Annotated in this window: 21 protein-coding genes; 5 read left to right on the top strand and 16 right to left on the bottom strand. The window is 64.6% G+C overall.

The window, feature by feature from the left end; genetic code table 11:
- Window positions 1-29 precede the first annotated feature (29 nt).
- Window positions 30-986 (top strand): LysR family transcriptional regulator, encoded by a 957-nt coding sequence (locus tag J2Y63_RS02505; protein WP_435264768.1) that lies wholly within the window; start codon window positions 30-32, stop codon window positions 984-986.
- Here the strand turns inward: J2Y63_RS02505 and J2Y63_RS02500 are convergent, their stop codons facing one another.
- The 6 genes from J2Y63_RS02500 to J2Y63_RS02475 form a co-directional block, all read right to left on the bottom strand.
- Window positions 987-1,985, bottom strand: a complete 999-nt coding sequence (locus tag J2Y63_RS02500) for a zinc-binding dehydrogenase (protein WP_435264767.1) — start codon at window positions 1,983-1,985, stop codon at window positions 987-989.
- Window positions 1,986-2,002: 17 nt separating this feature from the next.
- Window positions 2,003-3,082 (bottom strand): ABC transporter ATP-binding protein, encoded by a 1,080-nt coding sequence (locus J2Y63_RS02495; RefSeq protein WP_435264766.1) that lies wholly within the window; start codon window positions 3,080-3,082, stop codon window positions 2,003-2,005.
- 33 nt (window positions 3,083-3,115) lie between these two features.
- Window positions 3,116-3,940: a carbohydrate ABC transporter permease gene (locus J2Y63_RS02490; RefSeq protein ID WP_435264765.1), complete on the bottom strand. Its 825-nt coding sequence runs from the start codon at window positions 3,938-3,940 to the stop codon at window positions 3,116-3,118.
- 11 nt (window positions 3,941-3,951) lie between these two features.
- Window positions 3,952-4,839 carry a carbohydrate ABC transporter permease gene (locus J2Y63_RS02485; protein ID WP_256114751.1) on the bottom strand — a complete coding sequence of 296 codons (888 nt, stop codon included), beginning with the start codon at window positions 4,837-4,839 and terminating at the stop codon, window positions 3,952-3,954.
- Between the two features lie 66 nt (window positions 4,840-4,905).
- Window positions 4,906-6,318 (bottom strand): extracellular solute-binding protein, encoded by a 1,413-nt coding sequence (locus J2Y63_RS02480; protein WP_435264764.1) that lies wholly within the window; start codon window positions 6,316-6,318, stop codon window positions 4,906-4,908.
- Between the two features lie 127 nt (window positions 6,319-6,445).
- Window positions 6,446-6,961 carry a VOC family protein gene (locus J2Y63_RS02475; RefSeq protein WP_435264763.1) on the bottom strand — a complete coding sequence of 172 codons (516 nt, stop codon included), beginning with the start codon at window positions 6,959-6,961 and terminating at the stop codon, window positions 6,446-6,448.
- A 764-nt stretch (window positions 6,962-7,725) separates the two neighbouring features.
- Here J2Y63_RS02475 and J2Y63_RS02470 point away from each other — a divergent pair.
- Window positions 7,726-8,295 (top strand): NAD(P)H-dependent oxidoreductase, encoded by a 570-nt coding sequence (locus J2Y63_RS02470; protein ID WP_435264762.1) that lies wholly within the window; start codon window positions 7,726-7,728, stop codon window positions 8,293-8,295.
- Between the two features lie 11 nt (window positions 8,296-8,306).
- Here J2Y63_RS02470 and J2Y63_RS02465 read toward each other — a convergent pair whose 3' ends face one another.
- Genes J2Y63_RS02465 through J2Y63_RS02435 form a run of 7 tightly spaced genes read right to left on the bottom strand, consistent with a single transcriptional unit; the run spans window position 8,307 to window position 16,867 of the window.
- A complete protein-coding gene (locus tag J2Y63_RS02465) occupies window positions 8,307-9,743 on the bottom strand; it encodes an NAD-dependent succinate-semialdehyde dehydrogenase (RefSeq protein ID WP_435264761.1) in 1,437 nt (478 codons plus the stop codon).
- A gap of 19 nt (window positions 9,744-9,762) precedes the next feature.
- Complete coding sequence (locus J2Y63_RS02460) at window positions 9,763-11,715, bottom strand: FAD-dependent oxidoreductase (RefSeq protein WP_435264760.1); 1,953 nt, start codon at window positions 11,713-11,715, stop codon at window positions 9,763-9,765.
- Between the two features lie 15 nt (window positions 11,716-11,730).
- Entirely contained in the window at window positions 11,731-12,990 is a 1,260-nt protein-coding gene (locus tag J2Y63_RS02455) for a CaiB/BaiF CoA transferase family protein (protein ID WP_435264759.1), read from the bottom strand.
- Window positions 12,990-14,021, bottom strand: coding sequence for an ABC transporter ATP-binding protein (locus J2Y63_RS02450; RefSeq protein ID WP_435264758.1), 1,032 nt, complete (start codon window positions 14,019-14,021; stop codon window positions 12,990-12,992). Before J2Y63_RS02450 ends, J2Y63_RS02455 begins: the two co-directional genes overlap by 1 nt.
- Complete coding sequence (locus J2Y63_RS02445) at window positions 14,018-15,004, bottom strand: ABC transporter ATP-binding protein (RefSeq protein WP_256114760.1); 987 nt, start codon at window positions 15,002-15,004, stop codon at window positions 14,018-14,020. Before J2Y63_RS02445 ends, J2Y63_RS02450 begins: the two co-directional genes overlap by 4 nt.
- An 8-nt stretch (window positions 15,005-15,012) precedes the next feature.
- Entirely contained in the window at window positions 15,013-15,849 is an 837-nt protein-coding gene (locus J2Y63_RS02440; protein ID WP_256114761.1) for an ABC transporter permease, read from the bottom strand.
- Between the two features lie 4 nt (window positions 15,850-15,853).
- A complete protein-coding gene (locus J2Y63_RS02435) occupies window positions 15,854-16,867 on the bottom strand; it encodes an ABC transporter permease (RefSeq protein WP_435264757.1) in 1,014 nt (337 codons plus the stop codon).
- A 184-nt stretch (window positions 16,868-17,051) separates the two neighbouring features.
- Between J2Y63_RS02435 and J2Y63_RS02430 the strand changes: the two genes are divergently transcribed.
- Both J2Y63_RS02430 and J2Y63_RS02425 read left to right on the top strand, forming a co-directional pair.
- Entirely contained in the window at window positions 17,052-17,909 is an 858-nt protein-coding gene (locus J2Y63_RS02430; RefSeq protein ID WP_435264756.1) for an IclR family transcriptional regulator, read from the top strand.
- A 23-nt stretch (window positions 17,910-17,932) separates the two neighbouring features.
- Window positions 17,933-19,222 (top strand): acetoin dehydrogenase dihydrolipoyllysine-residue acetyltransferase subunit, encoded by a 1,290-nt coding sequence (locus tag J2Y63_RS02425; RefSeq protein WP_435264755.1) that lies wholly within the window; start codon window positions 17,933-17,935, stop codon window positions 19,220-19,222.
- Window positions 19,223-19,225: 3 nt separating this feature from the next.
- Here J2Y63_RS02425 and J2Y63_RS02420 read toward each other — a convergent pair whose 3' ends face one another.
- The 3 genes from J2Y63_RS02420 to J2Y63_RS02410 are packed head-to-tail and all read right to left on the bottom strand — an operon-like array spanning window position 19,226 to window position 22,287.
- Entirely contained in the window at window positions 19,226-19,870 is a 645-nt protein-coding gene (locus tag J2Y63_RS02420; RefSeq protein WP_435265031.1) for a class II aldolase/adducin family protein, read from the bottom strand.
- A gap of 12 nt (window positions 19,871-19,882) precedes the next feature.
- The gene (locus tag J2Y63_RS02415; protein WP_435264754.1) at window positions 19,883-21,139 is read right to left on the bottom strand and encodes a four-carbon acid sugar kinase family protein; all 1,257 of its coding nucleotides are present in this window, start codon (window positions 21,137-21,139) and stop codon (window positions 19,883-19,885) included.
- Window positions 21,140-21,141: 2 nt separating this feature from the next.
- Window positions 21,142-22,287, bottom strand: a complete 1,146-nt coding sequence (locus J2Y63_RS02410) for an acyl-CoA dehydrogenase family protein (RefSeq protein WP_435264753.1) — start codon at window positions 22,285-22,287, stop codon at window positions 21,142-21,144.
- 127 nt (window positions 22,288-22,414) lie between these two features.
- On the opposite strand from J2Y63_RS02410, the gene J2Y63_RS02405 reads away from it, so the two are divergent.
- Window positions 22,415-24,589, top strand: coding sequence for an alpha-ketoacid dehydrogenase subunit alpha/beta (locus J2Y63_RS02405; protein ID WP_435264752.1), 2,175 nt, complete (start codon window positions 22,415-22,417; stop codon window positions 24,587-24,589).
- Window positions 24,590-24,595: the final 6 nt, after the last annotated feature.

The raw sequence follows: 24,595 nt of genomic DNA, 5'->3' as shown, positions 1-24,595 counted from the left end.
CGCAGATGCGGCGGAAAATCCAATGACAAATGAAGCAGAGAATTATAAGCAGAATTAATATGGCGAGCCCGACCGACCTCCGAACATTGAAGGCCTTCGTGACCGTTGCCCGCGAGGGTAATGTCACGCGCGCGGCCGAACAGTTGCATCTCACCCAGCCGGCCGTGACCCTGCAACTCAAGCGTCTTGCCGCGGATACCGGCATCACTTTGTTTCGCCGAACGTCGGTGGGCCTGGAATTGACCCTCGAAGGCGCCTTGCTGGCGGCGAAGGCGGAGCAGGTGCTGGCAGCGCTCACGGATTTCGGCCAGACGGCGGGGCACCTCGCGACGCGCCTGCGCGGGAAATTGCGGATCGGCACTATCATCGATCCGGAATTCACGCGGCTGGGGGCGTTTTTGAAGGCGCTGGTGGAAAGCGGCCCCGGCATCGAAACGGAACTGCGCCACGGCATGAGCGGCGACGTGCCGGAGGGTCTCCGGCGAAACGAGCTGGATGTCGGGTATTTTCTCGGCGATATCCGGGATTTCGATCCCGTGGCCGGCGTGGTGCCGGATGGACAGGAAAACCTCTTCCAAGCGAAGGAACTCGCGCGACTGACCTATCTGGTCGTCGCCCCGCCATCGCTCGCCGGCGTCGTTCGTGGCCAGGACTGGCCGGCGCTCGCGGCCCTCCCCTGGATCGGCACGCCGCCGGCCTCGGTGCACAATCGGCTGCTGGGACGCGTGTTCGGCGACCTCGGCGTGCGGCAGAACGTCGTCGCCTCGGTCGACCAGGAGCCTTCCATGCTGGCGATGGTGCGAACCGGGCTGGGGCTCAGCCTCTGCCGAGAATCCTTGGCCCTGCATGAACACCAGTCGAATGGACTGGTGATAGCCGACCGCGTCCAAATCGAAACCGCCCTAAGCTTCGTGTGCCTGAAAGCGCGGGCGAACGACCCGACCATCCAGTTCGCCTTCGATGCCATTACCCGCATCTGGGGATGATCATTCCGACTGCCAGTCGAGCACGACGAAGGGCTCGGTGATTTCGCGGGCCAGCAAGGCAGTGTAGAGGGCGGCCGGAGCCTTCGGCGAGGCCTTACGCAGGAGGCCGTCCAGGGGAATTCGGCCTTCGGAAAGCCATTTCAGGGCTTTGGCAAAGCCGCCGAAGACGCTTTGGCTGGTATTGTTGTAGCCGTCCAGCAGTTCCACCCATTTGAAGCCTTTTGCCAGCAACGGGAACTCCCATTCCCAGCCGCTTCTGAGCAGCACGAAATTGTTGAAGACCGCGTGTAGGATATCGTGGGCGTAAAGCTCCGTATGACGCTTCCACGGAACGCCGATCAGCACGACCTCGCCATGCTGGCGCACGATGCGGCAGCCGCCGAGAACCGCGGCCTCGTGGCCGGAGCAATCGACGACGAGCGCGACCTTGCCGGCGAAGTCGGGATCAGTAGCCGGCATCTCGGCAAAGACCGAGGCGATGCCGGAGGCAACCATCTGGCTGCGTCGGGTCGGGTCCGGCTCGACCACGGACACCTCATAGCCCGAGAGCTTGAAGATGTGCGCGGCGAGATAACCGACCGGGCCGGCGCCGCCGATGACCACGCGGTCGCCGGGCCTCGCCTTGGTGGTCATGAGCGTCGTCATCGACACGCCGATCAGCCGCGCGATGACGGCTTCCTCGGATGACAAGCCATCCGGCACCGGCAGCGTGAATCGATGCTCGACCTGCTGGAAGCTGCGATGCGGCCCCATGCAGAACAGCCGCGTGCCGAGTGCCACGCCGGTGACGGCCTCGCCGCATTCCTCCACCTCGAACACCGCGGCATAGCCGGGCCGGATGGGAAAGTCCTCGCCCGTCGCCCAGGCGAGTTCCGTGCCGGGGCTGACGAGGGTCGCAAGCGTGCGACCGCGCACCTCGGTCGCGCCAAGCGGCGTCGTTTCGCAATCCGCCAGAACGAAGCTGTTCTTCTGCGGGAAGATGATTTCCTTGCCGGACATGATGGTCTCCTTGCGGCTCAAAGCGCCTGGCCGCTTTCGCTATCGAAAAGATGCAGGCCGGCGGGGTTGAAGACGACCTTCACGGCCTGATCGAGCGCGGGCCGCTCGCTTGCCGGGATCTGCGCAATGAATTCCTGGGTGCCGATCCTCAGATCGACCAGCGCCTCGACGCCGAGATATTCCACCACCTCGACCCGGGCCTCGATGGCATCAGCGTCGCCGGCCTGCGCAAGGCGCACGTCGCTCGGGCGGACACCCAGCGTCACCGCCTGCCCCGGCGTCAATTTTGCGCCCAGCTCTGCCGACAGGCGGAGGGAGAAGGCCGGCGAGGACAGCACCGTTCCGGTGTCGCCGCGCTCCGCCGTCATGCGGAAGAGGTTCATCGACGGGCTGCCTATGAACGTGGCGACGAAGAGGTTTTTCGGGTGGGCGAAGACTTCTTCTGGCGAGCCGATCTGCTCGATATGGCCGTCCTTCATGATGACGATCTTGTCGGCGAGCGTCATCGCCTCGACCTGGTCGTGCGTGACATAGATGACGGTGGTGCCGAGCTGCTTGTGCAGCTTGGCGATTTCCATGCGGACCTGCGTGCGCAGCTTGGCGTCGAGGTTCGACAGTGGCTCATCGAACAGGAACACTTCCGGCGTTCGCACCATCGCCCGGCCCATCGCCACGCGCTGGCGCTGGCCGCCGGAAAGCTGTGCGGGCTTGCGCTGGAGCAGCACGTCGAGGCCGAGCATGGCGGCGACGCCGGCGATCTTTGCATCGACCTCGGCCTTGGAGAGGCGCTGCGGCTTCAGCGCGAACTCCATGTTCTGCCGCACCGTCATATGAGGGTAGAGCGCGTAGTTCTGGAACACCATCGCGATCTTGCGGTCCTTCGGCGCCCGGTCGTTGATGACCTCGCCGGCGATGCGGATCTCGCCGCCGGTCACATCCTCAAGGCCGGCGACCATGCGCAGCGTGGTGGTCTTGCCGCAGCCGGAAGGGCCGAGCAGCACGACGAACTCGCCGTCCGCGATGTCGAGATCGACGCCATGCACCACCTTGAAGGCGCCGAAGGCTTTCACGACGTTGGTAAGGGAAACAGATGCCAAGATTTTTCCTCCGCGGTACCGGCGTTGCCGGGCCTATTTGACGGATCCGAGCGTCAGGCCCTTGACCAGCCATTTCTGGCAGGTGAGCACGAAGATGACGCCGGGGATGAGAATGATGAACGAGCCCGCCATGATGCGGCCCCACTGCACCGCGTCGCTGCTCCAGAACGACATGACGGCGACGGTGGCGGTCTGCGCGCTGGAGCCGGTCAGCATCAGCGCAAACAGGAACTCGTTCCACGAGAAGATGAAGCAGAACACGGCGCAGACGGCGAGGCCGGGGGCCGCCAACGGCAGCGTGATGCGGTAGAAGATCTCGACGATGCCGTAGCCATCGACCTGTGCGGCCTCTTCCAGCGCCTCCGGCACCTCGTCGAAGAAGCCCTTCATCAGCCAGACCGTCAGCGGAATGTTCGCCGTCGAATAGACGATGATCAGCGCGAGCGGTGTGTCGAGCAGGCCGATCGACTTGAAGATGATGTAATAGGGCACGACGACGGCGATGGGCGGGAACATGCGCATCGACAGGATCCAGAACGCCGCGTCGTTGATGCGCGGATGGCGGATGCGCGACAGCGCGAAGGCGCCGAGTGCGCCGATGGTGACCGAAAACACCGTCGAGCCGAGGGTGACGATCAGGCTGTTGATGATGTTCCAGTGGAACGGCCTGAGCGTGAAGAGATCCACATAGTGTTGCAGCGTCGGCGTGAAAAAGACCGTCGGCGGACGGGAGAACATATCCGCCGACGGTTTCAGGGAGGACGCCAGGATGAGGTAGATCGGGATCATGAAGATGATCAGGATGATGCCGGTCATGCTATAGACGAGGGTCGCCTGTCTGGTGCTGAGCCTGTTCATGGTGGGTCTCCTCAACGCGCAGCGGCGCTCTTCTGCATGGATTTGAAGAACAGCGTGATCAGCACGGAAATGATGATCAGCGACACGAAGGAGGCGGCAGCACCGACCCCCATGCGCCAGAAGGTGAAACTCTGGCGGTAGATGTAGAGGGCGATCGTCTCGGTGGCGTCGCCCGGCCCGCCCTTGGTGAGCACGAAGATGATGTCGTAGATCTTGAAGGCATCGATGGCGCGCAGGAACAAGAGGCTGATCAGCACCGGCTTCAACTGCGGCAGCGTGACATGCAGGAAGACGTCGATATTGGAATTGCCGTCGATGCGCGCCGCCTCGTAGGGCTCCGGCGACAGGCTTTGCAGGGCGGCGGCCGTTCCCATCATCACGAAGGGCGTCCATTGCCAGATGTCGGCAATCGCGATCGCCGTCAGCGCCCATTGCGTGCTGGTGATCCACGGGATCGGGTTGATGCCGATCAGGCCGATGAAATAGTTGAAATAGCCGAGCTCCGGAAAATAGATGAAGAGCCAGACGAGGCCGACGATGACCGGCGAGATCATCATCGGGATAAGCAGCAGCGTGCGGATTGCCGCCATGCCGGGCAGGCGCTGCGTTACCAGCAGGGCGAGGCCGACGCCGATGACGAACTGGAAGAACAGCGTCACCCCCATCAGCTTGAAGGTGATCAGCATGCTGTGCAGGAACGGCCCGGAGGTCAGCACTTCCTGGAAATTGGCAAGGCCGACGAAGATGCGCGGGATGAACGGTTTCGCGAGGTCGTAATTGCGAAAGCTCAGATAGAGCGCATAGAGCATCGGATAGATGGTCGTCAGGAACAGCACCGCCGCCGTCGGCAGCAGGAATACCCCCGCGATCGTCCTGTTGCGTCTGTTGACATAGCCCATGGCACCCTCCCGCATGTCATTTTGTTCCGCGCTCCGGCCAAGGCGGCCGAAGCGCGGGGTTGGCGCTTACTTCTGCAACACGGTGACCGGTGCGTCGTTGATCCAGCGAAGCCGCTGTTCGAGCGGGAACATCGACAAGCGCGAATTGACCGCGGTGCAGGCGTTGTTCAGCGCTTCCTGTGCGGTTGCCGTCTCGCCGGCCATGTACTTGGAGAGTTCGACGCCGAAGTTTTCCTCCACATCCGCGTAGAACGGGTGGAAGATGCGGCGGCGCGCATTCGTCTGGGTGTCGAGCAACACCTTGTAATAGGGGTACTTCTCCTGGAGCGCGGGATCGGCAAGGATCGACTTGCGGAACTGGCTGATGCCCCAGCCTTCATCGGCAAGGCGGCGCATGATCTTCTCGCCGGTGCCCCACTTGATGAAGGCCCAGGCGGCTTCCTTCTCCTGGTCGGAAACCTTGGCGTTGATGGCGAAGGACAGCGAGCCGGTATAGGTCGGCTGCGGCTTGCCGTCTTCCGTCGGCCCGCCGGAGAAGCCGGCCTTGCCGAGCGTCGGCAACTTGGCTTCTTCCGGGTTCGTCAGGCGCACGGTGCGCACGCTCCAGTAACCCGACAGCGCCGTCTCGCCGCGTTCCATATAGCCGGACTGGATGTCCCACATCAGGCCGAGATAATCCGGCGGATTGAAGGGAACTAGCGACTTCATGAATTCCGCCGCCTTGACATGCGGCTCGCCGGTCATGGCGCAAAGGCCGGTCGCCGGGTCCCAATAGTCGCCGCCGAAGCCGCGCATGATCGGGAAATAGTCATGCGTGATGGCGCCCTGCACGCGGCTGTAGGACTCGGCATTGCCGTAAAAATCCTGTTCCAGGACCTTGCCGGCAAGCTTGTCGCCCTTCTTGCGCGTGAAGAACTCGGCAATGTCGTGGAACTGCTGCCAGGTGGCGGGCGGCGCCAGGTCGTAGCTGTATTTGGCCTTGAAGGCCTCCTTCTCGCCGGCATCGTCGAACAGGTCCTGGCGATAGTTGACGTGCCAGATCATGCCGGAGGCCGGGAAGGCGAGCAGCTGGCCCTGCCAGCTATTTTCCTGCAACTGCACGGGAATGATGTCATCGAGGCCGATTTCGGCGGCGTCGCGCTTCGCATATTCGGTGAGATCCTGCAACGCGCCGGCCTCGCCGAGCATGCCGACCCAGGGGCTATCGACCCAGAGCAGCTGGTAGGTCGGGTTATCCGAGCTCGCCTCGATGATGATCTTGTCGATCAGCCCCGGATAGGGGAGCATGTCGATCTGCACCTTGGCGCCGGTCTGTTCCTCGAACTCGCTGGTGATCTTGGCAAGACGCGTCACCGACGTATCGCCGATGCCGAGCATCTTCAGCTGCACGCCTTCGAACTGCTTGTCCTGCGACAGCGCGCTGCCGCACATCAGCGCCACGAAACCGGCGGCCAATACGGATTTCTTCCAAATTCCCATCGAAATGCTCCTCCTCATTCAATGAAACGATTGCAGGGCCGCATCCGGTTTTCCGGATGCGGTGGTTCAGTCCCGCCCACCGAAACGGCAGGCGGATTGCGCACCTCTTTGCGAGGCGGAATGGGATTTATGCGTTGGTCACCGGTGACCAGAGTTTCGGCCCGCCATCGGCCTCGTAGCCGAGCGGTCCACTCATGCTGACGATTTCGAAGAACTGGCCCCAGGGCGCGCGAAGATAGAGCCAGGTCAGCCCCTTCATCGCGCCGGCATCGACATAGGTCGGCCCCTCCAGCACATCGACGCCCTTTTCCCGCAGCCGTTCGGCCGCGGCAACCGCGTCATCCACTTGAAAGGCGACATGGAAACCGCCCGGCTGGCTGTTGCGCTTCAGCGCCTCTTCCGTGGTTTCGCCGGAATACTGGAAGAGCTCGAGATTGCTGCCATTGCCGCAGCGCAGCACCTTGATGTTCTCGATGCGGCAATGGTCCGGCACGCCGAGCCGGCGGCGCATGAATTCGCCGTCCACATCGACCTTGCCCGTCGTCATGACCGTCACCGCGCCAAAAACCGTCTCGAAGAACGAAACCGCCTCCTCCAAATCCGGCACCGTAAAGCCGACATGCTCAACGCCGAAAACTTTCAAATTCCCCTCCTCCGCGATCACACCCTTGAACCGCGAGCCCGCCGCTCCACGGGCGACCAGGTCGCTGTCAAGTATGTATCTAGTTAGTTATTTATTTAATGCACTATCCGGTTACCATGTCAACAGGGCGATCGCACACGCCTTCGCATGCATGGATAATGCGACGCTCTGCGCATGGCGCGGGCGTTCGCTTAAGGGGTATTCGCGGGGGTTCTCGTCCGTTATGCGGAGCGTCAGAGGAAGTTAGCGGATGAAATCCGTAGGGCCGGCATCAAGCGGCGTCGCGCGCTGCACCTTCGGCCCGAATTTGAAACAGAACGCGCGCTGAGCAGGCTGTCAGAAGATGCGTGACAGGAGTTTCAACCAGAAGCCGAGACGGTCAGACGGGCCTTTAAACTCATTACGCTCGCAGAATTGAGCGGGGCAGACCCAGGCTAGCGCAATCATCTGTCGAGACATCGTGGTTCTCTCCGGTTTTGAGCCAAGCGCCAAACATCCGCCTTCCAACGCGCAACGACAATTTCGCAACCTGCGAAAAACTGAAGCGCTCTGACGCAATATCAGGCCGGAATCCCGGCGCTCCGAACCAGAGTGCCGGGCTGCATCTAACCACGAGCGCCGGTGATTTATGAAGGGATCTTTCGCAAGAATCAGCTGCACCACGCTTAATCCATAAAACAGATAATATGGAATATTTATTATCGATTGGAGTAATTACTAATCCGGCGCCATCTTCACGGCAACCCTAACCCAAGGAGTTTGCTGTGAAGACTTTGATCCTGATGTTCCATCTCGATATCGCCCGGTCGAAGACCAACACCGCGCTTGCCGCGGCGGCTCGCACGATTCCCGGTGTTGAGGTCGTCGACATGCAGGCGCTCTATCCGAAAGGGCGACTCGACCTGTTCAGCGATGGCGCGGTCGAAGCCGAGCGGCTGCTTTCGGCGGACCGCGTCGTGCTGCAGTTCCCGGTGCAATGGTATTCGAGCCCGCCGCTGCTGAAGGCGTGGATCGATGCGGTCATGACGCGGATGTACTATGTGGCCTATGAGGCGGAGGGCAGCCGGCTGGAAGGTACGCCGATCATGATCGCCGCCACCGCCGGCAATGTGCTGGAGGCCTATGGCCCCGACGGGCAGAACCTGCTGCCGCTTGCCGATTTGCTCAACCCGCTGCGCGCCATGGCCTATCGCTGCCGCCTGCCCTGGGCAGAACCGTTCCTGGTCTACCGCGCCGGCAAGCTCGACGAGACGGAACTCGCCGAGGCTGCACGGAACTATGTGGAGACGCTGCGCAACTGGATCGAAGCGTCTCCCGGCACGATCGCCGCCTGAGCGGCGGAGGATCAGCCCTTTCGCGTGACCAGACGCGTGTCGAGATAGGCCTGAAGCGCCTCGGCGCCGCCTTCGGTGCCGTGGCCGGAATCCTTGATGCCGCCGAAATGCACCTCGGGCAGGGCCAGACCGAGATGGTTGATCGAGAGCATGCCCGCTTCCACCTCGTTGCCGAGGCGGGTTGCCGTGGCGCTGCTTCGCGTGAAGGCGAAGGCCGCCAAGCCGTAAGGCAGACGATTGGCCTCGGTGATCGCCTCGTCGAGGTTGCCGAACCGGTTGACGACGGCGACGGGGCCGAAGGGTTCCTCGTTCATAATGCGGGCGGCCACCGGCACGTCGGCCAGCACGGTCGGCTCGAAGAACCAGCCCTCGTTGCCAATACGGCGACCGCCGGTTTTCAGACTCGCGCCGTGCTCGACGGCATCGTTGATCAGGCTTTCCAGCGCCGGGATGCGGCGGTCGTTTGCCAGCGGCCCCATCTCGATATCGGCATCGAGGCCGTTGCCGACGCGGATCGCCTTTGCACCGGCCGCGAACCGCTCGGTGAAGGCATCGGCGATCTTCTCCTGCACGAGGAACCGCGTCGGCGAAACGCAGACCTGACCAGCATTGCGGAACTTGTTGGCGACCATCAGGTTCACGGCGAGGTCGAGATCCGCATCTTCGGCGACGATGACCGGCGCATGGCCGCCGAGCTCCATGGTGGCGCGCTTCATATGCGCCCCGGCGAGAGCTGCAAGCTGCTTGCCGACCGGTGTCGAGCCGGTGAAGGAGATCTTGCGGATGACCGGATGCGGGATGAGATATTCCGAGATCTCAGCCGGAACGCCGTAGACGAGATTGATGACGCCGGCCGGAATGCCCGCGTCAGCGAAGGCGCGGATGAGGGCTGCGGGCGAAGCCGGCGTTTCTTCCGGCGCCTTGACGATGATCGTGCAGCCGGCGGCAATCGCGGCCGAGAGTTTCCGCACGACCTGGTTGATCGGGAAATTCCACGGCGTGAAGGCGGCAACCGGGCCGACGGGCTTCTTCAGCGTGATCTGGAGGATATCCGGCGCGCGGGACGGAATGACCTGTCCGTAGGAACGCTGTCCCTCGCCAGCGAACCAGTCGATGATGTCAGCGCCGGCAAGCGTTTCCACCCGCGATTGCGAGACCGGCTTGCCCTGCTCCAGCGTCATCATGACCGCGATCTCGTCGGCCCGTTCGCGCAGGAGATCGGCGGCACGGCGCATCAGCCTGGCGCGGTCGTAGGCCGATGTCGCGCTCCACTGCGCGAAGGCGCGGTCAGCGGCCGCCAGCGCCTCGTCCAGATCCTTGCGATCCGCCCAGGCGACGCTGCCGATCGGCTGCGCCGTCGCAGGATTGACGACGGGAATGGTGCGGCCGGTGGATGCCGGGCGCCAGACGCCGTCGATGAAAAGCAATGTATCGGGATAGGTGGTCATCATAAAATCCTTGTTCGTGTCATGTCTTGTCGGCTCTTGCCCGGGCGGCCTGGAACATCGGCCCGCCGCGCCTTCGCGGAAAGCCATAGCCGTGCACTTCGACAAGGTCGATATCGGCAGCGCTTGCCGCAATACCTTCGTCGAGAATTAATTGGCCTTCCTGCGCCATCGCCGCCATCAACCTTGCGACGATGGTCTCTTCCGCCACATCGTTTCGCGCGCCGACAAGCGGGGCGATGATACGCTCCGCCTCGGCCGACAGCTGCGGTCGGCGGTCGCCGGCGGCATAGTCGTACCAGCCGCCGCCCGTCTTCTGCCCCTTGCGCCCGGCGCGCACCAGAAGGTCGCCGGGGATGTCCGGCACGTGTTCTCCGCGCGACCGTGCCGCCTCGCGATAGAGGAATGCGATATCGAGGCCGGCCATGTCCTGCATTTCGAACGGCCCCATCGCAAAGCCGAAGCCGCGCATCGCCGCATCGACGGCGGCAATCGCGACGCCGCCGCAAACGAGGGCCTCCGCTTCCGCCCGGAAGCGGCGCAGAATACGGTTGCCGATGAACCCGTCGCAGATCCCGGAACGCACGGGGATCTTGCCGAGACGACGGGCGAGATCGAAGCTGGTCGCCAGAACATCAAGAGCCGTTTCGGGCGTCGGGATGATCTCCAGCAGTTTCATGACCTGCGCCGGGCTGAAGAAATGCAGGCCCAGAAAACGCTCCGGCCACGGCAGCCCCTCCGCGATCAGGCGTGGATCGATATAGGACGTGTTGGTCGCAAGCACCGCATCCGGCCGGCAGATGCGTCCGAGTTCGGCAAACACCGACCGTTTCACGGTGAGATCCTCGAAGACGGCTTCGATCACCAGATCACATCGTGCTGCGGCACCATAGCCGATGCTCGTTTCGAGGCGAGCCATCCGCTCGGATGCCTGGTCGTCCGTTATCTGGCCCCGGCGCCGGGATGAATCGAAAATGCCCGTAAGCGTGGAACGCGCTCGCGCAACGCCCGCCTCGTCCTGCTCGATCAGCACGACGGAAAGACCGGCATTGAGAAGGGCGGCAGCGATCCCGCTCCCCATCGTCCCGCCGCCGACGACAGCCACCGTTTCGATGGGGCGTGGGTTTATGCCCCGGATCTCCGCTGGCCGAAGGGCGGCGCGTTCGGCAAAGAACAGGTGGCGCAGGGCGGCCGCCTCTTCCGTGGCACGAAGCTCCAGGAAGATGGAGCGTTCGAGCGCGAGGCCGGCCTCGGCCCCGTGTTCGATCCCGTGTCGTAGGGCCTGCAACGCGCGCGCGGGCGCCGCGGCGCCCTTTGCGCGAGCGGCAATCCTGTCCTCCGCCTCCGCCCACACGTCCGGCGAAGGCACGGAAACCGGGCGATCGAGACTCGGCGACGGCAGCGCGTGTTCAAGGGCGTTGCGCGCAAAGGCGATGGCTGCCGGAAGCAGTGGTTCTTCGACAAGGGCATCGACCAGCCCCAGTTTCAGCGCCTCAGCGCCGCCCGGCGTGTGGTTTTCCGCGACGATCCGGATCGCGTCGGTAACACCGATGACCCGCGGCAGGCGCTGTGTGCCGCCGGCGCCCGGAATGATGCCGAGGTTGATTTCCGGCAAGGCGAAACGGGCACTTTCCGTCGCCACCCGGAAGCGGCATCCGAGCGCAAGTTCGAGACCGCCGCCGAACGCGGCCCCACGGATCGCCGCGATCCATGGCTTTGCCGCTCTTTCGATGCGCGCGATGACATCGGGAAGGAAGGGCGGCTCCGCCGGCCGGTCGAATTCGGCGATATCGGCGCCCGCGACGAAGAGCGTGCCGGCACCGGTCAGTATGACGGCGCGGACGTCTGGATTGTCGTCAAGCGCCTGCGCCAGTGCCAGCAGCCGCTCCCGCACGGCCCTGTTCACGGCGTTGACCGGCGGATTGGCGATCGTGACGATCGCGATCTCGCCCTCGATTTCGACGTTGACGCTCATCATCGTTTCCCCGGCCTAAGCGACCGCATCCTGAACGGATTGCGATGGGGCTGCGGTTTTCACATCGTGGCAGGCGACGACGCCGGAAAGGATGAGGCTTTCGATCCGCGCCTCCTCGAAACCCAGAACGTCGCGCAGCACGCCGCGCGTGTCCTCGCCGAGAAGCGGCGGCGCCTTCGCACCGGCGTTTTCCTGCGCGGCAAGGCCATGGGCGGGCCGGATCAGCGAGACCGTTCCAAGTTCCGGGTGTTCCAGGCGCTGCACCACCCCTCTGTCCGTCACGCTCGGGCTCTGGAGCGCCTCGGAAACGGACTTGACCTGGCCCGCCGGCACGCTCGCCCGCTGGCAGGCGGAAAGCCAGTGCTCGCAGCTTTCATTCCCGATGATCTCGGCCAGCAGGGGAAGCAGTTCGCCCCTGTGCATGGCACGCTGGTGCGAGGTGACGAAGCGGGGATCGCGCGCCAGATCCGGCCGGTCGATGACCAGCTCGCAGAAATCGACGAACATGCGATCATTACCCACGGCAAGCGCGAAAGTGCCGTCATTCGCCTCGAAAATCTGGTAGGGCACGACCGTCGGGTGCGCATTGCCGTAGCGTACCGGTTCGACGCCGGCATTGAGATATCCCGTCCCCACATTGATCAGCAGGTTCAGCGTGGCATCGAGCAGCGCCACGTCGATATATTGTCCCTGCCCCGTATCCCGGCGCTGGTAGAGTGCGGCGAGAATGGACTGGGTGGCGATCATACCGGCCACCACGTCGGTGAAGGCGACGCCGAGCCGGTTCGGCGGGCCATCCTCCTGGCCGGTGATGGACATGAGGCCGCTTTCCGCCTGCATGATGAAGTCGTAGCCGGGCCGGTCACGCTCCGGGCCGGTCTGGCCGTAGCCGGAAATCGCGCAATAGACGATGCCCGGATTGATCGCCTTGATATCCTCGTAACCGATGCCAAGCCGCTCGACCGTGCCGGCACGGAAATTCTCCACGACCACGTCGGCCTTGGCGGCGAGGTCGAGCACGATCTGCCGGCCTTCCGGCGTCTTGAGATCGAGCGCGATGCTCTGCTTGCCGCGGTTGGCGCAAAGGTAATAGGTGCTGACCCCCTTGAAGTTCGGGAAGGACCAGGCGCGCGTGTCGTCGCCGCCCTTGATGTTCTCGATCTTCCAGACCTCGGCGCCGAGGTCGCCGAGGCTCATGGTGGCCCATGGCCCGGCGAGGACGCGCGTCAGGTCGAGGACACGAATGCCCTCAAGCGGCAATCTCATTTCCGTCATTACGCTCCTCCAGGCCCGCTTTTCTCGCGGGCCGACAAACCTGTCTCCATGGCATTCGGAAAATGGCAGGCAACCGAATGGCCTTCCTCTCGTTCGCTCAGCGGCGGCTCCACCTCGGCGCAAAGCGGTTGGGCAATGGGGCATCGCGTCCGGAAGCGGCAGCCGGACGGCGGGTTCAGCGGGCTCGGCAGGTCGCCCTTCAGCACGATGCGCGAGCGGGTGCGCTCCAGCGCCGGGTTCGCCAGCGGCACGGCGGACATCAGGGCCTGGGTATAGGGATGCATCGGCGCCCGGTAGAGCCGGCGCTTCTCCGCGATCTCCACGATCTTGCCGAGATACATGACCGCCACCCGGTCGGAAATGTGCTGCACGACGGACAGGTCATGCGCGATGAAGACATAAGCGGTGCCGAAATCCCGCTGGATATCCTTCAGAAGGTTCAGGACACCCGCCTGCACAGACACGTCGAGCGCCGAAACCGGCTCGTCGAGCACGAGCAGTTCGGGCTTCAGCGCCAAAGCGCGGGCAATCACCACGCGTTGCCGCTGGCCGCCGGAGAGTTCGTGCGGATAACGCTGGCCATGCTCCGGATTGAGCCGGACGAGATCGAGCATCTCCACGACCCGCGCCTTGCGTTCTGCGGATGAAAGATCGCTGATGCGCAAGGGTTCGGCGATGTTTTCGGCCACCCGCATGCGTGGATGCAGCGACGCATAGGGATCCTGGAAGACGAGCTGGATCTTGCGGCGCAGCGCGCGCATCTCCGCCGGGTTTGCGTCGTTGATGTTCTGCCCGCGAAACAGGGTCTGCCCGCTGGAGGGCTCGATCAGCCGCAGGATGCAGCGGCCCAATGTGGACTTGCCGCAGCCGGATTCGCCGACCAGTCCCAGCGTTTCGCCGGGTTTGACGTCGAAGGAGACATTGGTGACGGCGTTGACCTGGGCGATCTCCCGCTCGAAAATCACGCCGCCGGTGACGGCAAACCGCTTCGAAAGATCGCGCACGGAGAGAATGGGTTCCGGTCCGGTCATGCGGCGCTCCCGATCGGCAGGGTGGCGAAATGGCAGGCTGCCGTATGCGCACCGTCGGTGCGCACCGGTGGCGCCGTGTGCCGGCAAATCTCCTGCGCCTGCGGACAGCGCGGATGGAAGGCGCATCCGCCCGGAAGTTTGCCGAGCGGCGGCGGTGCGCCGTCGATCGAGAAGAGACGCTCCTTTTCCTCCGCCATGTTGGGGATCGAGGCGATGAGGCCGCGTGTATAGGGATGGGCCGGCCGCTCGAAGAGATCGTCCACGCCGGCCTGTTCCACGATCTCACCGGAATAGACCACGGCGACCCGGTCGGCATGGCCCGCAAGGACGCCGAGATCGTGGGTGATGAGGATCAGCCCGAGGTTCAGCCGCTTCCGGAGATCGGTCAGCACGTCCATGATCTGCGCCTGCACGGTGACGTCCAGCGCCGTCGTCGGCTCGTCGGCGATCAGGAGGTCCGGATCGTTGGCGACTGCCATCGCGATCATCACGCGCTGGCGCATGCCGCCGGAAAATTCGTGCGGGAACTGGTGAATGCGCCGGTCCGGCTGGGGGATGGCAACGAGAGAAAGTAGTTCGGCGGCGCGGTCCATCGCCGCCTTCTTCGACACACCGGCATTGTGCAACCGGATCGTTTCGGCGATCTGGGCGCCGACCGTCATGACCGGATTGAGCGACGACAGCGGGTCCTGGAAGATCATCGCGATGCGCGACCCGCGCAGCGTGCGTAGCTGGCTCCTCGGCATGCCGACGAGTTCGCGCCCCTTGAAGCGCGCCGATCCGGTGACGGTGGCGGTCTTCGGCTGAAGGCCGAGGGCCGACAGCATGCCGACCGACTTGCCGGAGCCGGATTCGCCGACGATGCCGAGCACCTCGCCGTGATCGACATGCAGGCTGATGCCGCGCACGGCCTCGAAGGACCGGCCGTCGCGGGTGAAGGAGACACGAAGGTCCTGAACGGAAAAGAGGGGTTCCTGCTGCATCCTGCGCCTCACTTCGACTTCGGATCGAAGTAGTCGTGCAGACCGTCTCCGATGAAATTGAAGCCCAGCACGATGGTGAGGATGGCAAGGCCCGGGCCGAGCGCCACCCACCAGGAATAGAACTGCGCGGCGCCATCGGAGATCATCGAGCCCCATTCCGGCGTCGGCGGCGTGGCGCCGAGACCGATGAAGCTGAGCGACGCGGCAAGCAGGATGACCTGCCCCAGATCCATCGTCGCGCTGATCAGCACCGGCGTCCAACAGAGCGGCAGGATATGCTTGAAGAGAATGCGCGTCTTTCCGGCGCCTGCGGCAATGGCCGCCTCGACATGTTCCCGCTCGCGGATTTCCAGAACTTGCGCGCGCATCAGCCGGGCATAAACGGGCCACCAGACGATCACCATGGCGACCGTCGCATTTTCAAGGCCCGGCCCCAGCGAAGCGGCGACCGCCATGGCAAGCAGCATGGGCGGAAACGACAGGGTGACATCGACGAGCCGCATGATCGACGCGCCGAGCAGGCCGCCGGCATAGCCGGAAATCGCGCCGAGCATGGCGCCGATCGCCACGGACAGCGCAACGACTACGATGGCGATGGGGATCGAATGCTGGGCACCGTAAAGGGTCCGGCTCAGGACATCCCGGCCAAGCGCATCGGTGCCGAGCCAATGGCTCCAGCTTGGCGCCTGCAGCCGTCGGCCGACCATGTCGAGCGGTGCATAGGGGCTCATCAGTGGTGCCAGCACCGTGACGGCCAGCCAGAAAACCACGATGGCGATGCCGATGGCGAGCGGGACGGATAGCCATGCCGGGCGGCGGAAGGTGCTGAGGGTTGCTGTGTTCATGGTCTCATCCCAGACGCACGCGCGGATTGGCGATGACATAGGCAATGTCGGTGAGGAGGTTCGTCAGGAGGAAAACCACGCCACCGACGATCGTGACGCCGATGATGGCGGGAAAATCGAGGCCCCGCGCCGCCTCCACCGCATAGGACCCCATGCCCGGCCACGAAAAGATCGTTTCCGTCAGCACGGCGCCGGTGAGCAGATAGGCGAAGGAATAGCCGATGACGGTGAGCGTCGGAACGAGCGTGTTGCGCAGCGCATGGCGGACCACGACGCGGAACTCGCCCGCGCCCTTGGCTCGCGCCGTGAGGATGAACTCCCGGTCGAGCACCTCCAGCATGTTGGCGCGCACCAGCCGGGAAATGGTGCCGGCAACGGCCCATCCGAGCACGAAGGCGGGCAGGATCAGGTGCCACAGCGCATCGAGGAAGAGTTTTATGTTTCCGGCCAGCAGAGAGTCGATCGTCATGAAGCCCGTGACGGATGTCGGCGGCGCGGCGCGCGGATCGAGCCGGCCGGGACCGGGCAGCACGCCCCATTTGACCGAGAACACATAGAGAAGCGCCAGACCCAGCCAGAAGACCGGTATCGACGAGCCGAACAGCGCGAAGAAACGCGCGGCGTGATCGATCACCGTATTGCGGAAATAGGCGGCCAGAACACCCAGCGTAATGCCGATCGTCGAGCCGATGACCATCGCGGCAAGCACCAGTTCCATCGTCGCCGGCAGGCGGAAGAAGACGTCCTGCGCCACGGGCCGGCGGGTGATGAAGGACGTGCCCATGTCGCCGGTCAGGAGGTTGCCGACATAGATCACGTAGCGCTCGGGCAGGCTGCGATCGAGCCCCCAGCGCGCCTTCGCCGCCGCCACTGCCACCGGGTCGTTCATCTGCCGGTCCGAGACAATCGCCGTCAGCGGATCACCCTTCGTCACGGTGGTGAGCAGGAAGGCGAGCGTCACGATGCCGAGAACCAGAAAGGGCATCGCGATCAGGCGCCGCAGAATGTATCGTGTCACAAATCGCGTCCTTTACCCCGTTTGCCATCCCGTGCCGACCGGCGGGTGGGAAGATCGATACAGGCATTATTGACAACAGGCGAAGCGGACGTCAACATAAATGAAATTATATTCCAATTACGAGAGATCGACAGATCCGTCGAATTCGGTATGGCTCCAGCAGCGCTGAAACGAAAGGCACACCATGCGTAAACGGACCAAACCGACGGACGGAAGCGAAGGCGCCGAAGGCGGCAACTCGGCCGCATCCCTGACACGGGGACTGGAAATCCTGCGCGCCTTCACCGCCGACGATGCCACGCTCGGCAACCAGGACCTGATCGAGCGGACGGGCCTGCCGAAGGCGACCGTCTCGCGCCTGACCTCGACGCTGGTCGGCCTCGGCTATCTCCACTATGACGCCACGCTCGGCCGCTACAGCATCGGACCGGCAACGGTGTCGCTCGGCTATTCGGCGCTCAGCTCCAGCGCCGTCATCCACATGGTCCGGCCCCTGATGCAGGAACTGGCGGACCAGACCGGCGCTGCCGTGGCGCTCGGCACGCGCGACGGGCTGGAGATGGTCTATCTCGCCAATTGCCGCTCGATGAGCCCGGTTTCGCTGCGGCTCAATGTCGGCTCGCGCCTGCCGATCTATCGCACCGCCATGGGCCTCGCCTATCTCGCGGAAATGAAGCCCGAGATCCGCCAGTCCGTGGTCGAGCAGCTCATCGCGGCGGAGCCTGAAAAGGCGCAGGACCTCGAACGCATGGTCGAAAACGCCATCGAAGATCACCGGCGGGACGGCTTCATCAGCGCCTTCGGCAGCTGGCACAGCTATATCAACGCCGTCGGCGTGGCCTTCCGCCCAACGGACGGCTCGCCGCTCGTGGCGCTCACCTGCGGCGGGATCGTCGACATTCTCTCGCGCAACCATTGCCGTGAAATTGTCGGGCCGGACCTCCTCAAGCTGACGCGCCGCCTTCGCGCGCGGCTTGCCGGAGAGCCGGACCCGTTCCCCACGTCGCAACGCCCGCCAACCTGGAAAACCTCGGCCGAATAGGCTCAAGCCTGCAAGGATCCCTCATGCCCATCCATGTCGTCTATCCGAAGGTCAGCCTCGAACTGTCGAGCGGCCGCATCGCCCGCTGGCTGGTTGCCGAGGGCGAAACCGTTCGACAGGGGCAAGTCCTTTTCGAGATCGACAACGACAAGGCCGCCGTCGAGGTCGAGGCGCCGGCAAGCGGCGTCATCCGCGAGCTCCTCGACAGCGAGGTGGAGGTCGAGGTCGGCGGGGATGTGGCGCGCATCTATGCGGAGGGGGAAACCGCTGGCAATGCAAAGGCCTCGGGTGCTGCCCGCGAGGTGCCGGCCGACGAGTCCAGATCGGCCATCCTGCTGCCGGACATGAAACGCAACGGGCGCGGCCCCAACCCCACCCCCCTCGCCCGCCGCATTGCCAGGGAGCATGGTATTTCGCTGGAAGGCGTTCACGGCACCGGTCCGGGTGGACGCATACAGAAGACGGACGTCGTTGCGAAGATCGGCGACGCTGTGGAGACACGCCGGCCCGCGGTGGTCGAGAGCGGCGCCACCTCTCCGCGCAAAAGCGAGCATACGAGCCTGAACGCCGTCTGGCTGCGCAAGGGCGAAGGCCTTCCCATCGTCCTCCTGCACGGGTTCAGCGCGGACCTTAACAACTGGCGCGGCATGCTGGGTGGCGCCCGCGCGGACTGGCCCGCCCTGGCGATCGACCTTCCGGCGCATGGCCGCTCGTCGCGTGCCGTTCCCGACGATCTCGACCACATGGCCGAAAGCGTCGAAGCGACACTTGCTGCCGAAGACGTCGGTCCGCTGGTGCTCGCCGGCCATTCCTTCGGCGGCGCGCTCGCGGCGCGGCTGGCAAGCCGTGGGCAGTTGGATGTCCGGGGCCTCTGTCTCGTATCCCCGGCCGGTCTTGGCCCGGAAATCAACGCAGCCTTTGTCGAGGGCGTCCTGCGCGCGCGGCAGAAAGAGAGCCTGAAGCCGTGGCTTGAACTGCTTTCCAACGATCCCGCCGTCATCTCGCCGGCCTTTCTTCAGGCCACTGTGCAGCAACGGGAGGATGAGGGCCTGACGGAAGCGATGCGTGCCTTTGCGGCGCGGTTCTTCCCGGATGGAACCCAGGCCGTCTCGATCCGCAACGAGCTCGCCCGCCTGCCCTATCCGGTGCGGGTCGTCGCCGGGAGACAGGATCGCATCCTGCCCTTCGGCGCAACGGCCGGCCTGCCGGGCAATGTCGGGCTGCATGCGCTCGACAATTGCGGGCACATGCCGCATCTCGAATATCCGGAACTGGTGATGAAGATCCTCGGCGAGATCAGACGAAGCGCCTGACGCTCAGCGCTTCGCCTGCTGGCCGTAGCTACCATAGCGGGCGCGCACGTCTTCCAGCTCCGCCGGCGTCAGCAACACCGGCTCGCCGATCGAACGGGCAAGCAGGTACTGGCGCGCCAGCATTTCCAGTTTTTCCGCCCGCGCCAGCGCGGTGGCGACGTCGGGTCCTATCGTGACCGCGCCATGGTTGGCCATCAGGCAGGCCGAATAGGTCGTACCCATAGCGGCGATCACGGTTTCCGCCAGCGGCGCGCTGCCGAAACAGGCATAGTCCGCGCACGGTATTTCGCTGCCGCCAAAACCGGCGACCATGTAGTGAAACAGTGGGATGGGCTGGCGCAGCGCGGCGAGCGCCACGCAATGATCGGGATGGGCGTGGACGACGGCGCCCGCATTCGTCGTCTCGTACAGCCGGCCGTGGATCGCCCATTCCGAGGACGGCCGCCAGTCGCCGGCCCATGTCCCGCCGAACTCCATCGAAACGATCTGCTCGGGCGTGAGGTCATCGGGCACGATGCCCGTCGGCGTGATCAGCATGCCCGCACCGTGGCGCACGCTGAAATTGCCGACCGTTCCGCTGTTGAGCCCGATCGCCACTGACCGCCGGCTCGCCTCGACCAGCGCCGTTCTCGCCGCAGCTTCGTCCATCATCATCCACTCCTATCGGTTCATGTCTTCGATTGCCCGCAGCAGGATATCGTCTACGCCGAGCTTGCCGGGTTTGAGGTAAAGCGAAAGCGGCACAGGCCCCGGCGACACGCAGAATCCGGTCCCCAGCGCACCCTCCGGCAAGGCGCGAACGGAGGCGATATCGAGCGCATTGACCACGGCGCCCGAGGTCTCGCCGCCTGCGACGACGAACCGGCGAACCCCGTGATCGCGCAACCCTCTGGCAATGGCGCCAAAAATCCGCTCGGCGCGACGGGCAGCCCCAACAGCGCCGAAAGCCGCCTGCACGGCGGCAACCTCGTCCGGCCCAACCGACGTCGAGATAGCCAGGGGTGCTGCGCCGATCCGGCCGGAAGCCCAGTCGAGCGCCTTGGAAATCAGTCCGTCCTCCCCCGCCGGATCGAGCAGATCCAGCGTCAGTACGGGATAGTATGCCGAAAAGGCCGCAAGTTGCGCCAGCATGACCGGGCCGACACTTCCGGCCAGCACCGCCGTGGGTCCATCGACATGTCGTGGCCAGGGGACCGGAGCCAGTTGCTCGGCGCGGCCGAGGCGAATCGCATAGTCGATGATCAGCGGATCGCTGGCGACGACGACGCGGCTCATTGCCGCCGCGAGATCCGCCGCAACCTCGACGTCGCCGTCATCCGTCGTATCAAGGAAGACGTGGCCCACACCGTCGGCCGCAAAAGCTTCGATAGCGCCGATCGCGGCATCCGTGCCCCGGCGGAGAACCCCATGGCTCAGGAGCGCGATCCGGTGGGGCGTCTGGCGTCCCAGGAAGCGCACGAGGTCGGGGTCGGACATCGGGGTCAGCGGATCGAAGCGCTTGATCGATTCGGAAACGAGGCGGCCGCGATAGAACATGTAGCCCTGGTGCACCGTCGTGCCGAAGCGCGGAAAGCCGGCGCTCATCAGCACCGGACGCACGCCCGCGCGGTCCGCGAGATAATCGGCGACGGGGCCGATATTGCCGTCCTCCGTCGAATCGAACGTGGCGCAGGCCTTGTAGGCCAGGCGCTTGCAGCCGGCACGCGTGAACGCATCGGCAAACAGGCCAACTTCGCCAAGCGCATCCGAGACGGGCACGGTGCGCGCCCGCGTGCCGGCGATCACGACGGCCGAAGGCGGAATTTCGGCGTCAGGGCTGAAGAGCACGGGACAGTGAATGCCCGCGCCCTCCAGATAGCCGGCGACCATGAGGGCGCCGGTAAAGTCATCCGCGACGATTCCAAGGGCTCGCTGCATGGTCAGGCCTCGGCATTCAGCATTTCGCGGGCGATGATGATCTGCTGGATCTGCGAGGTGCCCTCGTAGAGCCGGAACAGCCGGACATCGCGGTAGAAGTGCTCCACCGGGTATTCCTGCATGTAGCCGGCGCCGCCGTGGATCTGCACCGCGCGGTCGGCGACACGCCCCACCATTTCCGAACAGAACAGCTTTGCGCTTGCCGCCTGCTGGATGACCCGCTCGCCCCTGTCGAACTGGCGGGCCGCCTCCAGCACCATGGCGCGCCCGGCAAAGGCTTCGGTCGAACTGTCGGCGAGCATGGCCTGGATGAGCTGGTGTTCCGCAATCGGCTTGCCGAACTGCACACGTTCGCGCGCAAAGCGCACGGCCTCGTCACAGAGCCGCTCGGCGGCGCCCACGCAGACCGCCGAAATATGCAGGCGCCCGCGGTTCAAAACCTTCATCGCCGTCTTGAAGCCCACGCCCTCTATGCCGCCGATGACGCTGTCGGCCGATATCCGGCAATTGTCGAAGATGACGTCGCAGGTGCGGGTGCCGCGTTGCCCCATCTTCCTATCGACCGGGCCGAGGCTGAGGCCGGGGCTGTCTTTCGGAACGAGGAACGCGGTCACGCCCGCCGGCCCCGGCCCGCCGGTGCGGGCCATGACGGTGAAGACATCGGCCACCGGGGCGTTGGTGATATAGCGTTTCGTGCCGTTGAGGATGTAATGGTCGCCCACCCGTCTCGCCGTGGTTTTCACGGAGCCGGCGTCGGAGCCGACATCGGGTTCGGTGAGCGCAAACGAGCCGATGACCTCGCCCGTCGCCATGCGTGGCAGCCAATAGCGCTTCTGCGCCTCGGTGCCATCGACGATGATGCCCTGCGAGCCGATGCCGTTGTTCGTGCCGATGACGGAGCGGAAGGCGGGCGACGCGTAACCGAGCTCGAAGGCGACCATCACCTCCTCCTCCATCGTCAGGCCAAGCCCGCCATGCTCTTCCGGAATGGACATGCCGAAGAGGCCGAGCGTGCGCATTTCCGCAATGATTTCCGGTGGAATGGCGTTGTCTTCCTCCACGCGCGCCTCCGCCGGCAGCAGGCGTTCGCGCACGAACCGGCGCACCACCTCAACCAGCGCGTTCAGCACTTCGGCGTCCCGGATCATCGCTTTTCTTCCTCTTTGGCAGCTCACGAAAATTTCTGTTGCATCCAAAGGCTGGCACAGCTTAGTGTGCCGTTCAATAGAAATCGGAATTTATTTCCATAAACGAAAAACGAAGCAGAGGACACGAATGGCACGCCAGATACCCCTCGCCCCGTCCGCGCCCTGGTTCCGGCTGGAACTGGACGAAGCGGACTGGAGCGGGGAACAGGCTCAGGACCTGATCCACTGGTACGGCCAGATGCTCCTGATCCGCCGGTTCGAGGAAAAACTGCTCGACCTGGAAAAGGCCGGCCTGATCCACGGCCCGGCCCATGCCAGCATCGGCCAGGAAGCGGGTGCCGTAGGCGCCATGTCCGCGCTCGGCACCGACGACAAGATCAACGGCACGCACCGCGCCCACCACCAGGTGCTGCTGAAGCTGCTCAATCCCTCGGTCCCAAACGGTTTCGACATCCGTACGGATGACTTCGCGCCCGGCATGGACGAGGCGATCTATCGCTTCATGGCGGAAATCATGGGCCTGACGCCCGGCTATTGCGGCGGCCGCGGCGGCTCCATGCATATGCGTTTCGCCGGTGCCGGCGTCGTCGGCACATCGGCCATCGTCGGCGGCAACCCACCCCATGCGGCGGGTTACGCGCTCGCCGACAAGATGCTCGGCCGCGACCACGTCTCCGTCGCCTTCTTCGGCGATGGCGCCGCCCAGAACGGCGCCAGCTACGAGGCGATGAACATCGCAGCCGCGCAAAGCCTGCCGGTGATCTTCTTCATCGAGAACAACCTCTACGGCGTCGCCACCCATATCTCCGACGTGACGCGCGAGACGCGCCTGTCGTCCCGCGGCGCGATGCTCGGCATCGCCTCGATCGAGTGCGACGGCATGGACGTCGTCGCCGTGCACCGGGCGATGGTCGAGGCCCGCCGCATCATCCGCGAAACCGGCGGCCCTGTCGTGGTGGAAGCGCTCTGTTACCGCCATTTCCACCAGTCCGGCTCCCGCAGCGGCAGCGATTTCGGTTACCGCACGAAGGAAGAGGAAGCCGCGTGGCGTGAGCGCGACCCGATCGCCCTTGCCGAAGCCCGCCTGACGGCGCTCGGCTTGCTCTCACCGGACGAGTTCGCGCGCATCGATGCGCTGGTGACCGACCGCGTCGCCGCCGCGGCAGGACGGTTGACGGAGCCGGTCCCCGGCGGAAACACGCTCAGAATCCCCGAAGGCCTCTGGCCGGACCCGGCGACGCGCGACCATGGCATTCTCGGCGACCTCTCCGAACTCGTCGGCAAGCGCATGCTCGACCACGACGACATGCGTCCAGACGCCATCGAGAAGGTGAAATTCGTCACCGCCGCCTCCGAGACGCTGGCCGCCGCAATGGCGCGCGACCCGCGCATCATCGTCATGGGCGAGGACGCCCACCAGATGCGCGGCGGCGTCAGCGGCTTCACCAAGGGCGCGCTGGAGCGCTGGCCCGAACGCGTGCTGCCCATGTCGATCGCCGAAAACGGCTTTACGGGCGTGGCGCTCGGCGCAGCCCTCAACGGACTGCGTCCCGTAGTCGAGATCATGTTCGGCGATTTCTGTTTCACCGCCGCCGACCAGATCGCTAACGGCGTCGGCAAGGTGCGCCACATGTTCGGCGACGGCTTTCCCGTGCCGATCGTCATGCGCGTGCGCATCTCACCGCACACCGGTTACGGCTCACAGCACTCCGGCGATCCGTCCGCGCTCTTCGGCATGTTCCCGGGCTGGCGCATCGTCACGCCGTCGAACGCCTTCGACTATATCGGCCTGATGAATTCCGCCCTCGCCTGCGACGACCCCGTCGTCGTTTTCGAGCATACGGAACTCTACCAGAAGGAATTCGACGTGCCGGCCGGCGACCGGGATTTTTACATCCCCTTCGGCTCGGCGCGCATCGTGCGACCCGGCAGCGCCTGCACGGTGCTCGCCACCTCCGTCATGGTCCAGAACGCCGTCAAGGCCGCGGAAGAGACGGGCATCGACGCCGAGGTCATCGACCTGCGCAACATCGATCATCACGGCATCGACTGGGCCTTGATCGGAAAATCCATCGACAAGACCGGACGCGTCGCCATTGCCGAGCAGACGGCCCGCAGTCTCTCGATGGGCGGCACCTGGGCGGCCGAAATCCAGGAACGCTTCTTCGACTGTCTCGACCACGAAATCCTGCGCGTCACCGGCGGGCTTGCCGCCCCCACGGTTTCGGCGGCCCTCAACCGCGCGGCGCTCGCAACGGTCGCCGACGTCAAAAACGCACTGCTTCGAATTGCGGAAAAATAGTGGAAC

It is taken from the genome of Shinella sp. BE166 (assembly GCF_051201095.1).
Taxonomy (GTDB): domain Bacteria; phylum Pseudomonadota; class Alphaproteobacteria; order Rhizobiales; family Rhizobiaceae; genus Shinella; species Shinella lacus.
The sequence above is the reverse complement of the archived record's forward strand: the minus strand, read 5'-3'. Positions and strand labels throughout refer to the sequence as shown.